At 63.3% G+C, this 16,178-nt stretch carries 12 protein-coding genes; 1 reads left to right on the top strand and 11 read right to left on the bottom strand.

Annotated elements, in window-relative coordinates; translation table 11 throughout:
* Positions 1-83: 83 nt before the first annotated feature.
* A complete protein-coding gene (locus tag NYE40_RS11950) occupies positions 84-1,472 on the bottom strand; it encodes an extracellular solute-binding protein (protein ID WP_101809133.1) in 1,389 nt (462 codons plus the stop codon).
* Positions 1,473-1,738: 266 nt separating this feature from the next.
* Here NYE40_RS11950 and NYE40_RS11945 point away from each other — a divergent pair, with 266 nt between their 5' ends.
* Complete coding sequence (locus NYE40_RS11945; protein ID WP_101809132.1) at positions 1,739-2,494, top strand: helix-turn-helix domain-containing protein; 756 nt, start codon at positions 1,739-1,741, stop codon at positions 2,492-2,494.
* Positions 2,495-2,670: 176 nt separating this feature from the next.
* Here the strand turns inward: NYE40_RS11945 and NYE40_RS11940 are convergent, their stop codons facing one another.
* From NYE40_RS11940 to NYE40_RS11895, 10 genes are all read right to left on the bottom strand, one after another.
* Positions 2,671-3,690 carry an endo-1,4-beta-xylanase gene (locus NYE40_RS11940; protein ID WP_101809131.1) on the bottom strand — a complete coding sequence of 340 codons (1,020 nt, stop codon included), beginning with the start codon at positions 3,688-3,690 and terminating at the stop codon, positions 2,671-2,673.
* Positions 3,691-3,742: 52 nt separating this feature from the next.
* Positions 3,743-4,624: an ABC transporter ATP-binding protein gene (locus NYE40_RS11935; RefSeq protein ID WP_101809130.1), complete on the bottom strand. Its 882-nt coding sequence runs from the start codon at positions 4,622-4,624 to the stop codon at positions 3,743-3,745.
* 3 nt (positions 4,625-4,627) lie between these two features.
* Positions 4,628-7,483 (bottom strand): ABC transporter permease, encoded by a 2,856-nt coding sequence (locus NYE40_RS11930; protein ID WP_101809129.1) that lies wholly within the window; start codon positions 7,481-7,483, stop codon positions 4,628-4,630.
* 58 nt (positions 7,484-7,541) lie between these two features.
* Positions 7,542-8,597 carry an efflux RND transporter periplasmic adaptor subunit gene (locus NYE40_RS11925; RefSeq protein WP_240478941.1) on the bottom strand — a complete coding sequence of 352 codons (1,056 nt, stop codon included), beginning with the start codon at positions 8,595-8,597 and terminating at the stop codon, positions 7,542-7,544.
* Positions 8,560-9,294 carry an ABC transporter ATP-binding protein gene (locus NYE40_RS11920; RefSeq protein WP_101809128.1) on the bottom strand — a complete coding sequence of 245 codons (735 nt, stop codon included), beginning with the start codon at positions 9,292-9,294 and terminating at the stop codon, positions 8,560-8,562. The genes NYE40_RS11925 and NYE40_RS11920 overlap by 38 nt, the downstream gene beginning before the upstream one ends.
* Positions 9,295-9,475: 181 nt before the next feature.
* The gene (locus NYE40_RS11915) at positions 9,476-10,942 is read right to left on the bottom strand and encodes a glycoside hydrolase family 43 protein (RefSeq protein ID WP_101809127.1); all 1,467 of its coding nucleotides are present in this window, start codon (positions 10,940-10,942) and stop codon (positions 9,476-9,478) included.
* 84 nt (positions 10,943-11,026) lie between these two features.
* The gene (locus tag NYE40_RS11910; protein ID WP_101809126.1) at positions 11,027-12,658 is read right to left on the bottom strand and encodes a helix-turn-helix domain-containing protein; all 1,632 of its coding nucleotides are present in this window, start codon (positions 12,656-12,658) and stop codon (positions 11,027-11,029) included.
* Between the two features lies 1 nt (position 12,659).
* The gene (locus tag NYE40_RS11905) at positions 12,660-14,399 is read right to left on the bottom strand and encodes a histidine kinase (RefSeq protein ID WP_101809125.1); all 1,740 of its coding nucleotides are present in this window, start codon (positions 14,397-14,399) and stop codon (positions 12,660-12,662) included.
* Between the two features lie 78 nt (positions 14,400-14,477).
* Complete coding sequence (locus NYE40_RS11900) at positions 14,478-14,651, bottom strand: hypothetical protein (protein ID WP_240478940.1); 174 nt, start codon at positions 14,649-14,651, stop codon at positions 14,478-14,480.
* Positions 14,648-16,129 carry an extracellular solute-binding protein gene (locus NYE40_RS11895; protein ID WP_240478939.1) on the bottom strand — a complete coding sequence of 494 codons (1,482 nt, stop codon included), beginning with the start codon at positions 16,127-16,129 and terminating at the stop codon, positions 14,648-14,650. Before NYE40_RS11895 ends, NYE40_RS11900 begins: the two co-directional genes overlap by 4 nt.
* Positions 16,130-16,178: the final 49 nt, after the last annotated feature.

Genomic DNA, 16,178 nt, shown 5'->3' with positions numbered 1-16,178 from the left:
CTCTCCTCCTGTTGCGGCATCAGCCGAAGCGCGGACCGTCCCCTCCGCTTGGAAAGGAGACGGCCCGCGATCGGGCGGCTCGATCAGTTTTGGTACACTTCGTCGATCGCGGCCTGGAAAGCCGCCTTGTACTTCTCGACGACGGTCGAGACCGACGTGCCGGCGTTCAGCTCGCCGACAAAATCGTAATACTTGAGGTTCGGGAACGTGTTGTGATCGAGCACGATCATGTTCGGGGCGACCATCTTGGCGTTTTCGATGTCTTCCTCGGTCGTGAAGTTCGTCTCATACGAGCCCTGGTCGGGATAGTCGTAGACGGACTCGATGTCGTGGATCTTTTCCCAGATGTACAGCAGCTGCTCCGGATGCTCGACCGCCTTCGGAATCGTCAGCGACTGGAACAGCGCCTCGGCCGAGTGGTAGCTCGTCGCGCTCGGGCCTTTCGGGAACGGCACGAAGCCCAGCTCGTAATCGGCCATGTCGGTCTTGAAGCCGCCGATTTCCCACAGCGCGCCAGCGTACATCAGCGTGTTGCCCTGGCGGAAAAACTGCCCCGGCTCCGTCCAGTCGCCGCCTTCCGTCGGGCGGGCCAGCTTTTCGGTGGCGAGCCGGGAGATGAAGTTCAGCGACTCCAGCGTCTTCGGATCGTCGAGGTTCTGCTTCTCGCCCAGCGTGAGCGCCGCTTCGTTCGAATACAGCGCGTGGTCCATCAGGTTCGAGTTGGCGAGCCCCCATGTATCGAGCTTGCCGTCGTTGTTCGTATCCTTGTTGGAGTCCTTGATCACCTGGATGAACGCATCCCAGTTCCACGCGTCCTCGTTCACATAGTCTTGGAGAGGCTTCAGGCCGAGCTGGTTCATCAACGTCTTGTTGTAGAAGACTCCCTGCACGAGATTCGCCTGGTTGTCCGTGAAGCCGTACCCTCTGCCCTCGTACTGCATGTACTCGTCCGTCACCTTTTGATTGAACGCCCGGGAGTTTTTCGTGTACTCGTCGACCGGCCAGAGCAGATCCTGCTTGACCAGCGTCGGGATCGTATACGTCTTGCCGAGCCGGACGATATCGCCGATCGGTTCGCCGGCCAGCAGCGAGGCGACGACCTTTTGCTGGTACTCTCCGTAGTCGATCGCGACGTATTCGACCTTGAAGTTATGCTTCTTCATCAGCTCGTCGAGATTTTTCTTTTTCTGGATGTTGTCCGGATTGTCTTCCGGAATCGTCATGTCCCACCAGGAGACAATCTTGATCGTGCGGCCGCCCATGTCGAAGTCCATCTCCGGCGTCGCAAGCTCCTCCGCCTCGGCTGCGCCTTCGTTTGCCGCCGGCGAGTTGGCGCCGGCCTCGTTGACGCCTGCATTCGCGCTTTCGGAGGCCGAATTCGCCGCGCCTCCGTTCGAGCTCGAGCTGCAGGCGGCCATGGATCCTGCGATGATGAGGCTGAGAAGCAGCGGCGTCCACTTGCTTGCTTTCATGTCCATCCCCCTCGGATTTAGGATTACACAGCAAAGTGTAGCGCTTACATTTGGAGCCATCAACCTGCCTCCCTGCAGGCCCGTCACCTGCCGAACTATAGGTTTCCCGTCCCCGCGCGGCCGCTCGGAATCCGCCTCGGGAAAAAAGTAAAGGATTGGTGAGCGTCCAAAGAAATGCACGTTGTCTGCGTTCGCGGATCGCGGCCATAATAGAACCATCCTTCATGGACGCTTGAAGAATATCGCCAGAAAGCGAGGTTCTTATCGTGGTTCAGGTACTGCTTTTGGATTCCAATGCCCGCTCGAGCCAGGCCTGCAGCAGCCTGCTGGACTGGAGTCAGTACGGCCTTGAATTGAAAGCGCTTCAGCTGCCGACGGTCGAAGCGATGATGGACGCCGTCGATCCGCTGTCCTGCTCGCTGATCCTGATCGGCATGGGCAACCCCGATTTCGGGATGGAACTGTGCGAGCGGATCCGCCGCATCAGCCGCGTCCCGATCATCCTGCTCGGCGGAAGAGGAGATTTTCCGCTCATGCGCCGCGCGCTGGCGCTGCAGGTGAGCGACTGCATCCTGCATCCCGTGCAGGCCCGCGACCTGCACGACAGTTTGAAAGCGCTGACAAATCGGCTCGGCCTCACGGCCGGCCCAGCCGCCGATGACGGCGCGAGCGGCGAGCATGGCGTGCCGGCCGCAGAGCCGATCATCGAGACGGTGAAGCAGTATGTGGAGCAGGAGCTGCATCACAACATCACCCTCAAGAAAATCTCCGCCCTGCTGCATTTCAACTGCGCCTATCTCGGCCAGAAGTTCAAATGCCATGTCCATATGTCCTTCAACGAATATCTGTTGCAGCAGCGGATGGAAAAGGCCAAGGCGCTGCTGGAGAACACCGACATGCGCATCTATGAAATCGCCAGGCGGGTCGGCTACACCGAAATCGACTGGTTCTACAAGAATTTCAAGGCGTATACCGGCGCGAGCGCCAACGAATACCGCAAGCAGCTGATCGATTCGGCCTGACGGCGCTGCGGAATTGCCCGGAGCAGGCCGCAGCGCGCAGCGCCGGAACGCGGAAGAAGCTGCGGACGTCCGTCGCGTCTATCGCGAGCAGCGCCGGAATGCGGAAGAACGAGCAAGGGGCAGCGCGGCCAGGTCCGATCGACCTGGCCGCGCTGCCCCCTTCTCCTCCTGAACCCTCAAGTCCGATCCGTGCCGAGCACGGCGCGCAGCGCCGCCTTCGGCCGCTGCCGCTCGTCGAACAGCAGCGGCCAGTTTTTGCGCCCCCGCACCGGAAAATCGTCCAGCCACGTATAGTCGTCGGCCGCCCCCCAGAACGTGACGCCGGTGATCGTGCCGCTGTACTCGCGGAACAGGTCGAAAAACTGGCGGTACCGCTGCTCCTGCAGCCGCAGCATCTCCGCGGTCGGCTCCGCGAGATCCGCGCGCCGGTCCTGGAACGTAAATACCGATACGTCCATCTCCGTAATCTGCAGCTGCAGGCCGAGCGCGGCATAGGCCTCGATCGCGGCGCGAATGTCGCCGAGCGGCGGATCCTGCACATTCCAGTGCGCCTGCAGGCCGATGCCGTGGATCGGCGCCCCCTCGTCCAGCAGGCTGCGCACGAGCCGGCAGATCTTGTCGCGCTTGCCCGGATTGCATTCGTTGTAGTCGTTGTAAAACAGCAGCGCGTTCGGGTCCGCCGCATGCGCGAAGCGGAACGCCTGCGCGATGTAGTCCTCTCCGATGCCCTTCAGCCAGCGCGACGGGCGCAGCAGCGCCTCGCCTTCGTCCGTCACCGCTTCATTGACGACATCCCAGCCATAGACCGTTTCCGAATAGCGGCCCACGACCTTCTCGATATGGGCCTGTATGCGCTCCAGCAGCAGCTCCCGTCCGGCCTCGCCGCCCTGCCCGTCCTCGAACACCCAGTCCGGCGTCTGGTTGTGCCAGACGAGCGTATGTCCGCGCAGCTTCATTCCATGCTCGCGGGCGAAGTCCGCGATCCGGTCGGCCTCCTCGAACGTGTACGTCCGCTCCTGCGGGTGCACGCTTGCGAACTTCATTTCATTTTCAGCCGTCAAGCTGTTGTACTGCCCGATCAGCAGCTCCTTCTGGCTGACGATCGTGCGCGAGCTGACGGCCGCGCCGATATAAAAGTCCTTTTCGAACGCGCGGGCGAGCGAGCCCTCCGCGATGTTCCTCTCCGTGCCGGCCATGGCTGGATTCCACCTTTCTTCGATTGGGCGCGCCGGTTTCAGGCGCCATCCGTCATCCCGCCTCATCCGGCGGGTAAAGCACGATCCGTCCCTCTTCCAGCTCGACGCGCACCTTGCCGCAGTCCTTGAAGCCGTCCGCCTCCAGCAAGCCTGTCGGTATCTGCAGGCGGCCGGCCTTGTCGAGCACGGCATACTCCGTATGGCTGTCCTCCTCCGCCTCGTCCGCGCTCGGCAGCGCCGGCTCCTCGGCATAGGATGCCTTCCGGATCATCTCCGCCGACGTCTTGCCGTCCCGGATCTGCACAACCCGGTCTACCTTGCGGGCAAGCGCCGGGTCATGGGTGACGATGACGATCGTGATGCCGAGCGAGCGGTTGAGCGAGCGGAACAAGTCGAGCACCTGCTCGGACGTCCTGCTGTCGAGCGAGCCCGTCGGCTCGTCAGCGAGCAGCAGCTTCGGCTCGTTGGCCAGCGCGATCGCGATCGCGACGCGCTGCTGCTCTCCTCCGGACAGCTCGCTGAGCCTGTTTTTCACCCGATGGCCGAGGCCGACCGCCTCCAGCAGCCCGAGCGCGCGCTCGCGCCGCCGCTTGCCGCGAAGCAGGATCGGTAGCTCGACATTTTCCAGCGTCGTCAAATAAGGAATGAGATTGCGGGCATTGTTCTGCCAGACGAATCCGACCGTCTCCCGCTTGTACTTCACCAGCTCCTTCTCGCCGCAGGACAGCAGCGGCCGTCCGGCGACGAGCAGCTTGCCGGCGGACGGCTTGTCGAGCCCTCCCAGCATGTTGAGCAGCGTCGATTTGCCGCTTCCGGAGTTGCCGATGATCGCCATCAGCTCCCCTTGCTCGACGATCAGGTCGAGGCCTTGCAGCGCCACGACCTCGAGGTCGGCGGTCTTGAAGATCTTGACCAGTCCTTCGCAATGGATCATCGCTTACTCCTCTCCCAGCTTGAGCGCCTGCGCGATCCGGATCCGCGACAGCCGCCAGCCCAGCACGAGCAGGCCGACGGCCAGCGTGATGCCGACGAGGCTGTAGAGCTGCAAGTAATCGGCGAGCCGGTAGACGACCGTGAACGGAGGCACCTGCGCCGTCGTCGCGAACGACATCTCGAACATCGGGACGAACAGCTCGCTGGACCAGCCTCCGATGAGCACTCCGATCACCGCCGCCGCCCCCGAGGTGAGCAGCTGCTCGCTGACGAGCATGAGGATGATCTGCCGGAACGGGATGCCCATCGCTCCGAGCACGCCGTACTGGAGCGTGCGGCCCGAAAGCGTGAGCAGCCAGAACAGGAGGAAGCCGAAGAAGCAGATCAGCATCGAGATGACGAAGCCGAGCGTCATGACGCCGTTGATCGCGAGCCGGAACGGATCGTTGTTCGAGACGGCTAGCTGCCGGTTCGCGTCGGTCAGTCCGGAGATGCTCAGCTTCTGCGCGGCAAGCTCGTCGTAGATGTCCTGGCTGGCCGCTCCGTCGGCCAGCTTGAGCCACACCTCGTACGGCTCGACGGCCAGCCGGTTCTGGATCGCGCTCAGATGGCCCACGACCAGATAGGGAAGCTCCTCCTTGCCGGGCTCTCCGCTTTGAAGCGGACTCCAGCTCGGCCAGTAGTCGACGATGCCGTACACCGTGAACGCCGCCTGGTCGAGCCCGTCCCAGGAGAGGCGGATCGCATCGCCCGGCTTCGCCTTCGCCTTGTCGGCGAGCGAGCGGGAAATGAGCACCGCCTTCGGATTCGGCGCGATCAGGTTCAGGTAGCTGTTGATCGGATGCTCCAGCAATCCGTCTTTCATCCACGCCGTCTCGCCGAACGACTTCGTCTCGATGCCCATCAGCGTCGTTTTCCCGCTCGTCTTTCCGGCGGCGAAGCGCGCCTTGTCGCTCCGGAACACCTTGGCGGCCGATGCGGCTCCCTCCAGATCGGCGAACGGCTCGAACGGCGGCTCCGTATACTGGACTCTGCGGTCCGTCCCGGAGCTGGCCGCCGCTTCCGGTCCCGGCTCCGCTCCGGCCATCGCCGGCGGCGGGGCATCGTTTGCCCAGCGGGTCGTCAGCGCGATATCGGCGCCTGCCGCATAGCGGATCTTGCTTTCCATATTGTCGTTGATCGTACGGGCCGCATTGGCGCTGAACAGTCCGGTCGACACCGTCATGATGAGGAACACCTGGATCGTCAAGTATTGGCCGGAGGAGCGGCTGATCTGCACGAGCGTATGGTACAGCGACGGCGGCCACCAGCGGCGGCCGGCCCGATAGAGCAGATGGAGGAGCCAAGGATAGACGCGCAGCAGCAGCAGCCCCCCGCCAAGCGCGAACATCGCCGGCATCAGGAACAGCAGCGGATCGATCTGGAGCGCGTCCTGGTCAAGCGCGAGCCGCTTCAGATCCTCCTGACGCTTGCCGAAGTTGTAGAGCAGGTACCCCGCCAGAGCGATCAGCACGAGATCGATGCCGGTCTTGTGCCAGAACGACATCCGCGGTTGGCGGGCGCTGCGCTGCTTGTGCGCCACGATATCGACGCGGGTCGCCAGAAAGGCGGGAAAAAGCACGAGCAGGATCGCCCCGCCGACGGCAAGCGCCGCGATCCGGTAGCTGCCGCTCGTCAGGCTGACCTCCAGCGCCGAGCGCTGCACGAACTCGAGGAATCCGCCCGACGCCCCGAGCAGCTTGGTGAATCCGACGCCGACGAACGGTCCGACCGCCAGCGCGGCCGCGCCGAGCAGCATGTTCTCCGCCGCATAGGCGGCCATGATCTGCGCGCGGCTGGCGCCGCGGCTGCGCAGGACGGCGATCTCGGTCTTCTGCCGGCCGATGACGAGGTTCGCCGCCATGTAGAGGTAAAAGGCGAGCATGAGCATGACCGGCGAATAAAGCGACAGCATCGTCACGTCCAGCCGGGCCTGCTTGCCGGCATACGAAGCGACGGTCGCGGTCGCCGGCACGTTCACCTCCTCGGCGCCGAGACGACCGCGGAAGTAGCGCTTGATGTCGGTCGCCGCTTCGAGGAAGCGGTCGATCCCGCCGATCGACAGCTGCGCATAGTCGAGGGCGTAGCGCCACTCCAGCTCCGCGACCCGCACCTTGCCGCCTGCGGTGAACTCGCGCTCGAACGTCTCGAACGGAAGGAGCAGGCTGTTCTCGGCCTGTTCCGTCAAGTAGGGAAGATAGGGATCCGCGTCGGCCGACGTCGCCACGAGCCCGACCGGCACGACCCGCAGCGGCGTCTTGTCCGGCGCCTCCGCGATCAGCTCCTCCCCCAGGCTCCGCTTGACCGAGTTCAGGAACCTCTCCGTCACCAGCGCCTCGAACGCGCCATCCTGCCGGTCCGCCGGAAGGCGTCCTTCGACGATCCGCACCCGCTGCTCCAGGCCGGACAGCGAGGCGAACGCCCCCGCCGTCTTTTGCGTCTTTTTCTCCTGCTCGGACGCATCCGCGCCGTATACCTTCAGCTTGGGCGTGAACCGCTGCTCGTAAAACGCCTGCGCGGGCAGCCCCGTCCGCTCCGGGATCGTCCGCACGAAGCGGTCGGCGCGGCCGATCGCCTGGATCGTCTTGTCGTCCATCTTCGTGGACGAGACGGTAGTCCGGATGCGGACATAGCCCGGATACGCCGAGCTCTCGCCCTGCACGAGCTGCAGCTCCCGCTGCAGCGTCCGCTGCAGAATCGCGTCCGAGTACAGCGGCATGGAGCTGAACAGCGCGACGCACAGCGTCAGCCCGAACCACAGGTTCAGCTGCAGCCATTTGTTGCTTGCCATCTTGCGAAGGATCATCGTCCCTAGTGCCATCCGCGCCACCTCGTCTTCGAAGCCCTCCGCCGAGCCGCAGCCAGCCGCGCAGGAGCCATCAATTGTTCAGGATGACCTGCTGGCCATCCTGCAGCCCTTTGACGATCTCGACTTCCGTCGGCGTCATGAGGCCCACCTCGACGTCCACTTCCTTGCGGCGCTCCCCTTCCGCGACCTGCACGTAGAAGCGGTTCATATAGGTGCGGAGCGCCGCGCGCGGCAGCACGATCGCGTTGTCGCGCTTCTGCAGCTGGATCTCGAGCTGCGCGCTGTGCCCGACCTGAATGCCCGCCGGCGGATCGTCGATGCCGATGTAGAGCGTGACGGCGTTTTTCTCCGCCTTGGCCGGATCGGTTCCGGCCGGCACGTTGCCCGGCGCCTGCAGCACCTTGCCGGTGTAGCTCTTGCCCTTGTAGGTCAGCGAGACCGGCATGCCGGTCTCGACGGCCGCGACATCCTTGCTGCTGGACGCGGAGTACGTCAGCTGCATGTCGGCCTGGTCCGCGACGGTCAGGATCGGCTGATAGCCGTTCACCCGGTCGCCGGTCTGGAGCGTCTCCGCGAAAATGATCGTGCCGGCGATCGGCGCGAGCAGCTTCGACTTGCCGAGCCTTTCTTCCATCGCCTCCAGCGACAGCCGCTCGCGCTCCAGATCGATCTCGCGCAGGCGCAGGTCGGTCGAGCTGGCCTGCGAGGCGCGAGCCTGGCTGTAGAGCAGCTCGGCCCGCTCGACGTTCAGGCGCTGCAGCCGCGTCTGCAGCTCCAGGTCGCCGGTCTCGAGCTCGGCGAGCAGCTCGCCGGCCTTCACCTGCTGGCCGAGCTTGACCGCGATCGACCTCAGCGTGCCGGCGTCCTTGAACGACAGCGCTTTCGTGTCCGCGGACACGAACGTCGCGTTGCCCTTGAGCGAGGTCTGGATGCTGCCGCGGGCCGCTTCGACGAGATCGAGCGCTTCCTCGGCCGGCTGCACGAGCGGCGGCTGAAGCGTCGTCTCCTCGACCGGAAGCAGCGAGCAGCCGGACAGGGCGAGCGCCGACAGCAGCCCGAGCGCGGCAATCCGCTGCCGCGGCGAGCGCTCAGGCTTGGCGGGCTTGACGGGCCGTTTTCGAATCAATTCGACCATCCTCCAATGCAATGACATCATCGACGAGCTCCATCATGCCGGGATCATGCGTCGTCATGAGGATCGTCATCCCGGAGCGGCGGACGAGATCCCGGAAAACCTGCATCACCTGCAGGCCCATCACGCTGTCAAGCTCCGCCGTCGGCTCGTCGGCGATCAGCAGGCTCGGCTTGTGGGCGATCGCCCTGGCGATCGCGACACGCTGCTGCTCTCCGCCGGACAGCTCGGTCGGGCGATGCTTCATCCGCTCCTTCAATCCGACCCGCTCCAGCGCCTGCTCCGCCGCCTCTTTGTTCCCGGCCTTGGGCGCGCCGGCGATGCGGAGTCCGAACTCGACGTTCTCATACGCGGACATGAGCGGGATCAGGCCGAACGACTGGAAGACGAGCCCGATCTCCTTGCGGCGGACCGCGCTTCGCTCGGCTCCCGAGAGCCCGGTCAGCTCCCGATCCCGCAGGAATACCTTGCCCTCGGTCGGCTCGTCGAGCGAGCCTAAAATATTGAGCAGCGTCGTCTTGCCGGAGCCCGAGCGCCCCCGCAGCGCCACCATCGAACCTTCCGGCAGCTCCAGATCGATGTCCGCCAGCGCCGTGAACGCCTGAGCCCCTTTGCCGAACACCCGCTTGATGCCCTCCGCGCGCAGGATCGGCGCTCCTGCTGCCGGCAGCGATTCGTTCTGCATCGGCATACCCCCTCAAGTTGGATTCAACCGAATCGGCTGGGATGTTCCTCTTCGAGTGTAGACCGGCTCCTCCAGCCCGACAATCGGTCAATGGACAGCGAAAGACCTTACGGATTATAGAAGTTGGGCCGCGTCACGCCGCAAAAAAACCAAGGAAGCGCTGCGCGCGTCCTTGGTCCAGGTCGAATCATTCGCTGAATTGCCAATCCAGCAGCCGCAGCAGCGGCGCATCCGGCTCGCCGCGGAATACGAGATACAAGTCATGCACGCCGTCCGCTCCCGCAACGGCCGTCGACCGCACGCGCCACTCTCCCTCTCCCTCTTCCTCTGCCGGCACTTCCAGCCGGCCGATCAGCGCGCCGTCCGGCTGGTCCAGCCGCAGCTCGATCGTCCCGGCCGCGCCATCGCTGCGTACGGTCGCGGCGAAGGCGGACGCTCCGGCGCCGAAGTCGGCTCCGGCAAGCCCGATCCAGCCGCCGTCCTCGCTGGCGGCGGCCGCTCGTGCTCCGGCCAGGCGAGGAGCGGGGCCGATCGAGACGCCTGCCGTCCAGGCCGACGTGCTTCCGCTCGTGCGGACATACGGATTCAGCGCCTTGACTGCCGGCACGCCGGCAAGATCGGCCTGAATCTCGCGGATGGCTCCATTCTCGTCGAACTCCACCCGATTCAGATGCGTCGAGCGATAGCCCAGCGGCACGCCCATCGCCTTGGACAGCGTCTGCGCATGGTATGCCATATACCAGCTGCCTGCGAACTCGAACATCGCGTGATGGTTGTTGCCGCCGACGCCGAAAAACGCCGACGGGTTTCGGAGGATCGAGCGCTCGTACGTCCAAGGCCCGGTCGGGCTGCCGCTCGTCATGTAGGCGATCTCTCCGGCAGGAGGGCTGCCCTCCTCGCGCTCTCCCGGATGGAAGTTCGAGCAGTAGGAGAAATAATAGACGCCGCCGCGCTTGTTGATGCCCGCATCCTCGAACAGATACGGCGCCCGGATCGGCTGCGCCGTGCCGACGACGCTCGTCATGTCGTCGCCGAGCTTCATGACCCGCGCCGTATCGGGCCACTGTGCCCGCCCTTCGGGGATGCCTCCGCCAAAATAGATATAGGCGCTTCCGTCCTCCTCCACCAGCACGGCCGGATCGAACAGCCAGGTCACGTCCTCCACGCCCGGCGTCGAACGGGCGATCAGCGCCTCGCCGAGCGGATCGGTCCACGGACCGGTCGGCGAATCGCCCTCCAGCACGCCGATGCCGCTCGCATTGTTCGCAAAATAAAGGAAGAAGCGTTCCTTGCCGCCGATCATCTTGCACGCTGCGGCCGGCGCCCACGACTGGGTGGCCCAGACGGCGGCTCCGTCCTTGCCGGCGACATGGACCTCTCCATGATCGGTCCAGTTGACCAGATCGTCGGAAGAAAGGATGCCGATCCGGTCGATCCGTCCATACGTATTGTCCTTCGCGTTTCCCTGCTCGTCGCGTTCCAGAATATCGTTGGTCATGTACAAATAGACCCGTCCGCCATGGACAAGCGCATACGGATCCGCTCCGAAGCGATGGGCGACGAGCGGATTGCCGTTCGGCGGCGTCTTGCCGACCGCCTGCGCAAGCGGCCTCCGAGCGGAAGGCTCCGCTCGTTTCGTTTCCGGTTGACTCATGCTGGACCTCCTTTGAATGTGGACCTGCTGCTGCTGCTCCTGCTCCTGCTTGAAAAATTGCGCCTCGCCTGCAAGCGGCTCCGCTCAGCGGGCCTGCAGGCTGTCGCGGTATTCCTGCGGCGTCAGTCCGGTCGATTTTTTGAAGAAGCGCGTGAACGAGTGAGCGGCTTCATAGCCGACCGAGCCGGCGACCTCGCGGATTTTGAGCTCTCCGTTCCGCAGCAGCTCCTTCGCTTTTTTCAGCCGGCAGCCATCGATGTACTCGGACAGGTTCATCCCGCTCTCCTGCTTGAAGAAGCGGGACAGATACGATGGGTTGAAATAGTTGATCTCGGCCAGCCGGACGAGCGACAGATCCTCCTCCAGATGCGTCTCGATGTAGCGGCAGATGCGGTCGATGACGCTGGAGGCGCGGGCGATCTCGCTGCGATGCTTCAGCTCGAACAGGCGGCCGGCCAGCTCGCGCAAGTACGCGGCCGCCTCCTTCATCGACGCATGCTCATCGAGCCGCAGCAGCTTGCGGCAGTCGCCGATGTCGCGCCCGAGTCCCCAGCGCTGGATTGCCGCATGCAGCAGGAGGGCGACCGAATAGTAGCCCTCGACGGCGCGCTCGACCTGGATCTGCGCATCCAGCAGGCCGTCCGCAAGCTCGTGAAACGCTTCAAAAAAGAGCTCCCTGCGGCCGGCTTCCAAATGGGCCGCGAGCAGCTCCGTTCGCTGCGGCAGCTTGAGGTCGTCCTTGCCGCCGTCGGCTTCATCCGGCTCGAAGCGGTCGATCAGCACGGCCGCCATGCGTCCGGACAGCTTGACCTGGAGCAGCTGGCGCAGCCGGGCCGCCTGCGGCGTGACCGACCGCCACTCCGATGGACTGCCGCCCAGCGCAAAAGCGGCCGTCAAGCCGAGCTGCTTCTGGCAGGCTTCCTGGATCAGCTCCAGCATCCCTTCCAGATAACGCGCGAAGTAGCCGTCGAACTGGCGCTCGAGCGGAACGGCTGGCTGCAGCAGCCAGACCAGCTCGCCCTGCTTCTCGACGATGCCCGCGCGGCGGCTCTGCTCCGCCAGGAACGAGTCCCAGATCCGCTCCGCCGTGCGCAGCAGGCCGCTGCGGACGCTGTATCCGCTATCGTCCGGATACGCCAGCTGCCCGGCCACCACATAGACCTGCTGCTGCGGATCGAGCTTGAGCCCCGCCTTGCGGAGCTCCGCGGCGAACGCCTCGCGGTCGCTCGCATGCGTGCCGCTGTCTTGGAGCAGATGGCGGATGAACTCGGCCTGCTCCATCACCTCGAGCGCATAGAGCTGCTCGCGCGACAGCTCGACGAGCGAGCCGATCTGGCTGCTCTCGTCGACTTCGGCGACCACCTCCTCGATGACCTCGATCACCTTGCCGAATCCCTCGGTCTTGAGCAAGTAGCGGGCGCGCGGCATCTGGATCGCCTTGTAGGCGTAGTCGAATTCGCTGTAGCCGGTCAGAAAGACGATCCGGCAGCGCGGCCAGTACAGCTGGATCTCCTCCGACAGCTCCAGGCCGCTCATGCCGGGCATGCTGATGTCCGTCATCACGATGTCGAAACGCGTCCTTTTCAGCCACTCCAGCGCCTCCTTGCCGGAATAAGCCTTGCATACGTCCAGGCGGTCCGGCATCCGCATGCGGAACACCTCGTACAAGCCGTCAGTGATGATCTCTTCGTCGTCTACGATCAGCAGCCTAAGCATTTCATACCGTCTCCTTCAGCCTGATGCGGATCGCAACCTTCAGTCCGCCCAGCTCGCTTCGCGACAGGCTGAGGCCGCTGCCTTCCCCGTAGGTGAGCAGGATCCGCCGGTGGATGTTGATCATTCCGGTCATTTCATACGAGTCCGAAGAGCTGTCGAGCCGCCGGCGCAGCTCCTCGAGCAGGCTCTCCCCGATCGGCTCGCCGTTGTTCTCGACGACGATGCGCGCCTCGTCCTCTTCCCGCTCGAACGATACGCGCAGCAGCCCCTCCTCGGTCACCTTCTCCAGGCTGTGCTCGTACGCATTTTCAATGATCGGCTGGATGATCAGCCGCGGCACGCTGATCGTCCGCATCGTCTCCGGCAGCTCGCCGAACTCGACCGCGATCCGCCTGGAGAAGCGCAGCTCCTGGATCTCGGTATACATGCGGGAATGCCGCGTCTCCTCGGCCAGCGGCACAAGATCCGCTCCGCTGCGCGTGATGAAGCGGAAGTATTCGCCCAGCATGTTCGTGAACTGCTCGATCCGGTCCGTATCTCCCGTGCGCGCGAGCGAGTTGAGGATGAAAAAGCTGTTGTAGAGGAAATGCGGATTGATCTGCGACTGCAGCTGCTTGAGCTCCGCCTTCTGCATCATCAGCTTCTGCTTGAAATCCTGATCGATCAGCATCTGCAGCTTTTTCAGCATGTGGTTGAACCGATGGTACAGATAGCCGAACTCATCTTTCTGCTCATGCTCGATCGGACTGTCCAAGGCACCGCCCTCCATCCTTCTGAAGCTCTGTACGAGAAGCAGCAACGGCTTGTGCACGAATCGATAGGTGGAATAGGCGTAAATGAGGATCGTCATCAGCGTTGCCGCCGCGAACAGCCAGGCCCAGACCTCGAATTTGCTCAGCGGCTTGGCGACCGTCTCGGCGGGCATATAGATGAAGCCCGTCAGCCCCAGCTTGGCGGAGCTGACTTTGTTGAACTGGTACTCCTTCCCGTCCAGCTCGAGCCGGAACGCGCTTGCGGACGAGCTTCGGGCGAGCGCGGCGGATTGCCTCATCATCTCGCTCGAGCCGGGATCGCTCGCGATCGCGAACGAAGATCTGTCGTCCATGACGAACGAGCCGCTCTCTTCGTAGGAATTGAGCTGTTTCATCGACTCCTTCAGACGCTCGGCATCAAGCACGATCTGGACGATGAACAGCGGCTTGCCCCCCGCTTCTCCGCTGGCCTTCGACGCCCGCAGATGGAAGGTCTGCTGCCAGGTGATGAGCCTCGTCTTCTCCTTGCCGAGCGAGGCTAGCAGATCGTCGAAGCTGCCCTGCTGGAACTCGTACACATCATGCGCTGCGGACACCGTCTTGCGGATCGAATGCAGATGGACGTACACGTCCTTGATGTACGGACTGCTGTTCTTGATCGAGGTCAGGCGCTGGATCAAATAGTTCATGCCCGCCGTCCGCTCCACGCCGTTCATCTTTTCCCAGGCGACGGCCAGCTGGTTCAGCTCGTTGTCCTGGACGAGATCGTACTGCTGGATTTCAAGCCACTCGATCTCGCGGTTCAAGTCTTCCATATAATAGGACAGCTGCGTCGTTGTCGCCCGCGAGATTTCCTCGCGGGCATTTTTCGCGCTCCAGTGGTACAGGTAGACGCCGAGCGCCAGAATGGGCAGGATGACGGACAGATAAGTCAGGACGAGCCGGATGAAGATGGAGTTGCGGATGGAGTTGACCGGGAATCGAAACAAGCTGAACCCTCCGTTGCGGCCGCTCCGCCAGCAGGGCGGCCAGTCTGATTGACGGCGACATGTCCTTGGGCGGCCGGTTCAAGGCGCGTTCGATTGCCGGAGCCACTCGTTTACTTCCCTCGTCATCCTCTCTCCCCCCAGGCTGTTCCAATCCTGGACGAACCGATCGAACTCCTCGATCGGGCGGCCCAGGATGATGTTCGCATACGTCTCGATCTGCAAGTTGTACAGCACGGACTGCTTTTCGATCATCGTCGATGTCTGCGGTCGAGAAAACGCTCGTACAGCAGCTGGTCGTTCCGGATATACTGCTCCAGGATCGAAAAGGCGCCGTCCGGCCCGTACGTCTTTTTCCAACCCCAGCCCGCATCGCGGTTTTCCTTGCCCGCTTCGTAGATCTCGATATACTTCTGGATCGCTTTCGCTTCCGCCTTTAGGACGGAGCGGTCTCCCGTGCTGCGGAACTGCTCCAGCTGCCGGAAAGCCTCGAGATTTTTGAGCGCCGGGTACGGCGTGACGGGCGACAGCTTCCATACCGGCTGCGGCGTGCTGTAATACTTCTCATATTCGGCCGTCTCGCCCCAGTTTTTCTCCAGATGAAGGTTGAGCAGCTTGATCAGCGCTTCCGGATGGGGGTAGTCCTTGCGTACGGCCAAGTATTGATAGGTGCCTAGCGGAAGCGGCACCCGGACCGGCTCGCTCGTCGCCGATACGATCGGGTAGGCTTGCCAGTCCGAGTCCCGCTCCTTGGAGCGGCTCGCCTGCGCGAGGAACGAGCCCCACTGCTCGCCATAAAACAGGCCGATCTTGCCGTCTGCGATCAGCTTCTCTTCCTGCACGCTGTTTTTGAAGCCGAACTCCGGATCGATCTGCCCGTCCTTGTACAGCCGCTGCAGCACCAGGAGCGCTTCCCGCATTTGCGGCTGGATGCCGCCGTAGACGAGCTGGCCGTCCTTGTCCTCGAGCCACATCGTCGGATAGGCCTCATAGCCGGCCAGCAGTCCGCTGATTCCCATCAGAGGCGCCAGCAGGCTGCGGGTCAGGGCGATGCCGTACGTATCGTCGCGGCCGTTTCCGTCCGGATCTCTTTCTGTAAACGCTTTCGATATTTCCAGCAGATCGTTCATCGTTCGCGGCGGATCCAGCTCCAGCCGATCCAGCCAGTCCTTGCGGATCCAGATGTATTTCGCGCCCTCGATCGACGAGCCCGTAGCCGGGATCGCCATCAGCTTGCCGTCGATCGTCGCCCGTTGGAACGGGGCGCTGCCTTCCTGGTTCAGAATCGTTTTGGTGAATGGCGAGGCATATTGGTCATAGACCTCCGTCAGCTCCTGGATCAAGCCTTCGTTGTGGAGCGTCCGCAGCTGCTCCGCATTGACCTTGACGACATCCGGAATCGCTCCGGAAGCGAGCGCACCTCCCAGCTTCTGGTCATAGAGATCTCCTTTGGATACCCATTCGTAGCGGATGCGTATGCCTAGCTCGTCTTCATACAAACGGGTCCAGCGGTTGTCCTCGAGCGTTTCTCCCGGCAGCTTCAGGATCAGGTCGTCCTCGGTCATGCGGACGAAGCTCAGCTCGATCGGAAGCGGCTCGCTCCCTTCCGTCGGCTCTTCCGAAGCGACAGGCTTTACGGTTCCATTCGAATTGGCGTCGCATGACAGCAACACCTGAAGCAGCGCAAGCGCAGCCAGTCCCAGCTTTCCTTTGCTCCGACTCGCGACCTTCACCTGCTGCAGCCCCTTTCAAGGAAGAATGGACAGAGATCTGCCTTTATTA

The sequence above is a fragment of the Paenibacillus sp. FSL W8-1187 genome (assembly GCF_037965485.1).
Taxonomy (GTDB): domain Bacteria; phylum Bacillota; class Bacilli; order Paenibacillales; family Paenibacillaceae; genus Paenibacillus_O; species Paenibacillus_O pasadenensis.
This window is presented reverse-complemented; position numbering and strand designations above follow the sequence as displayed.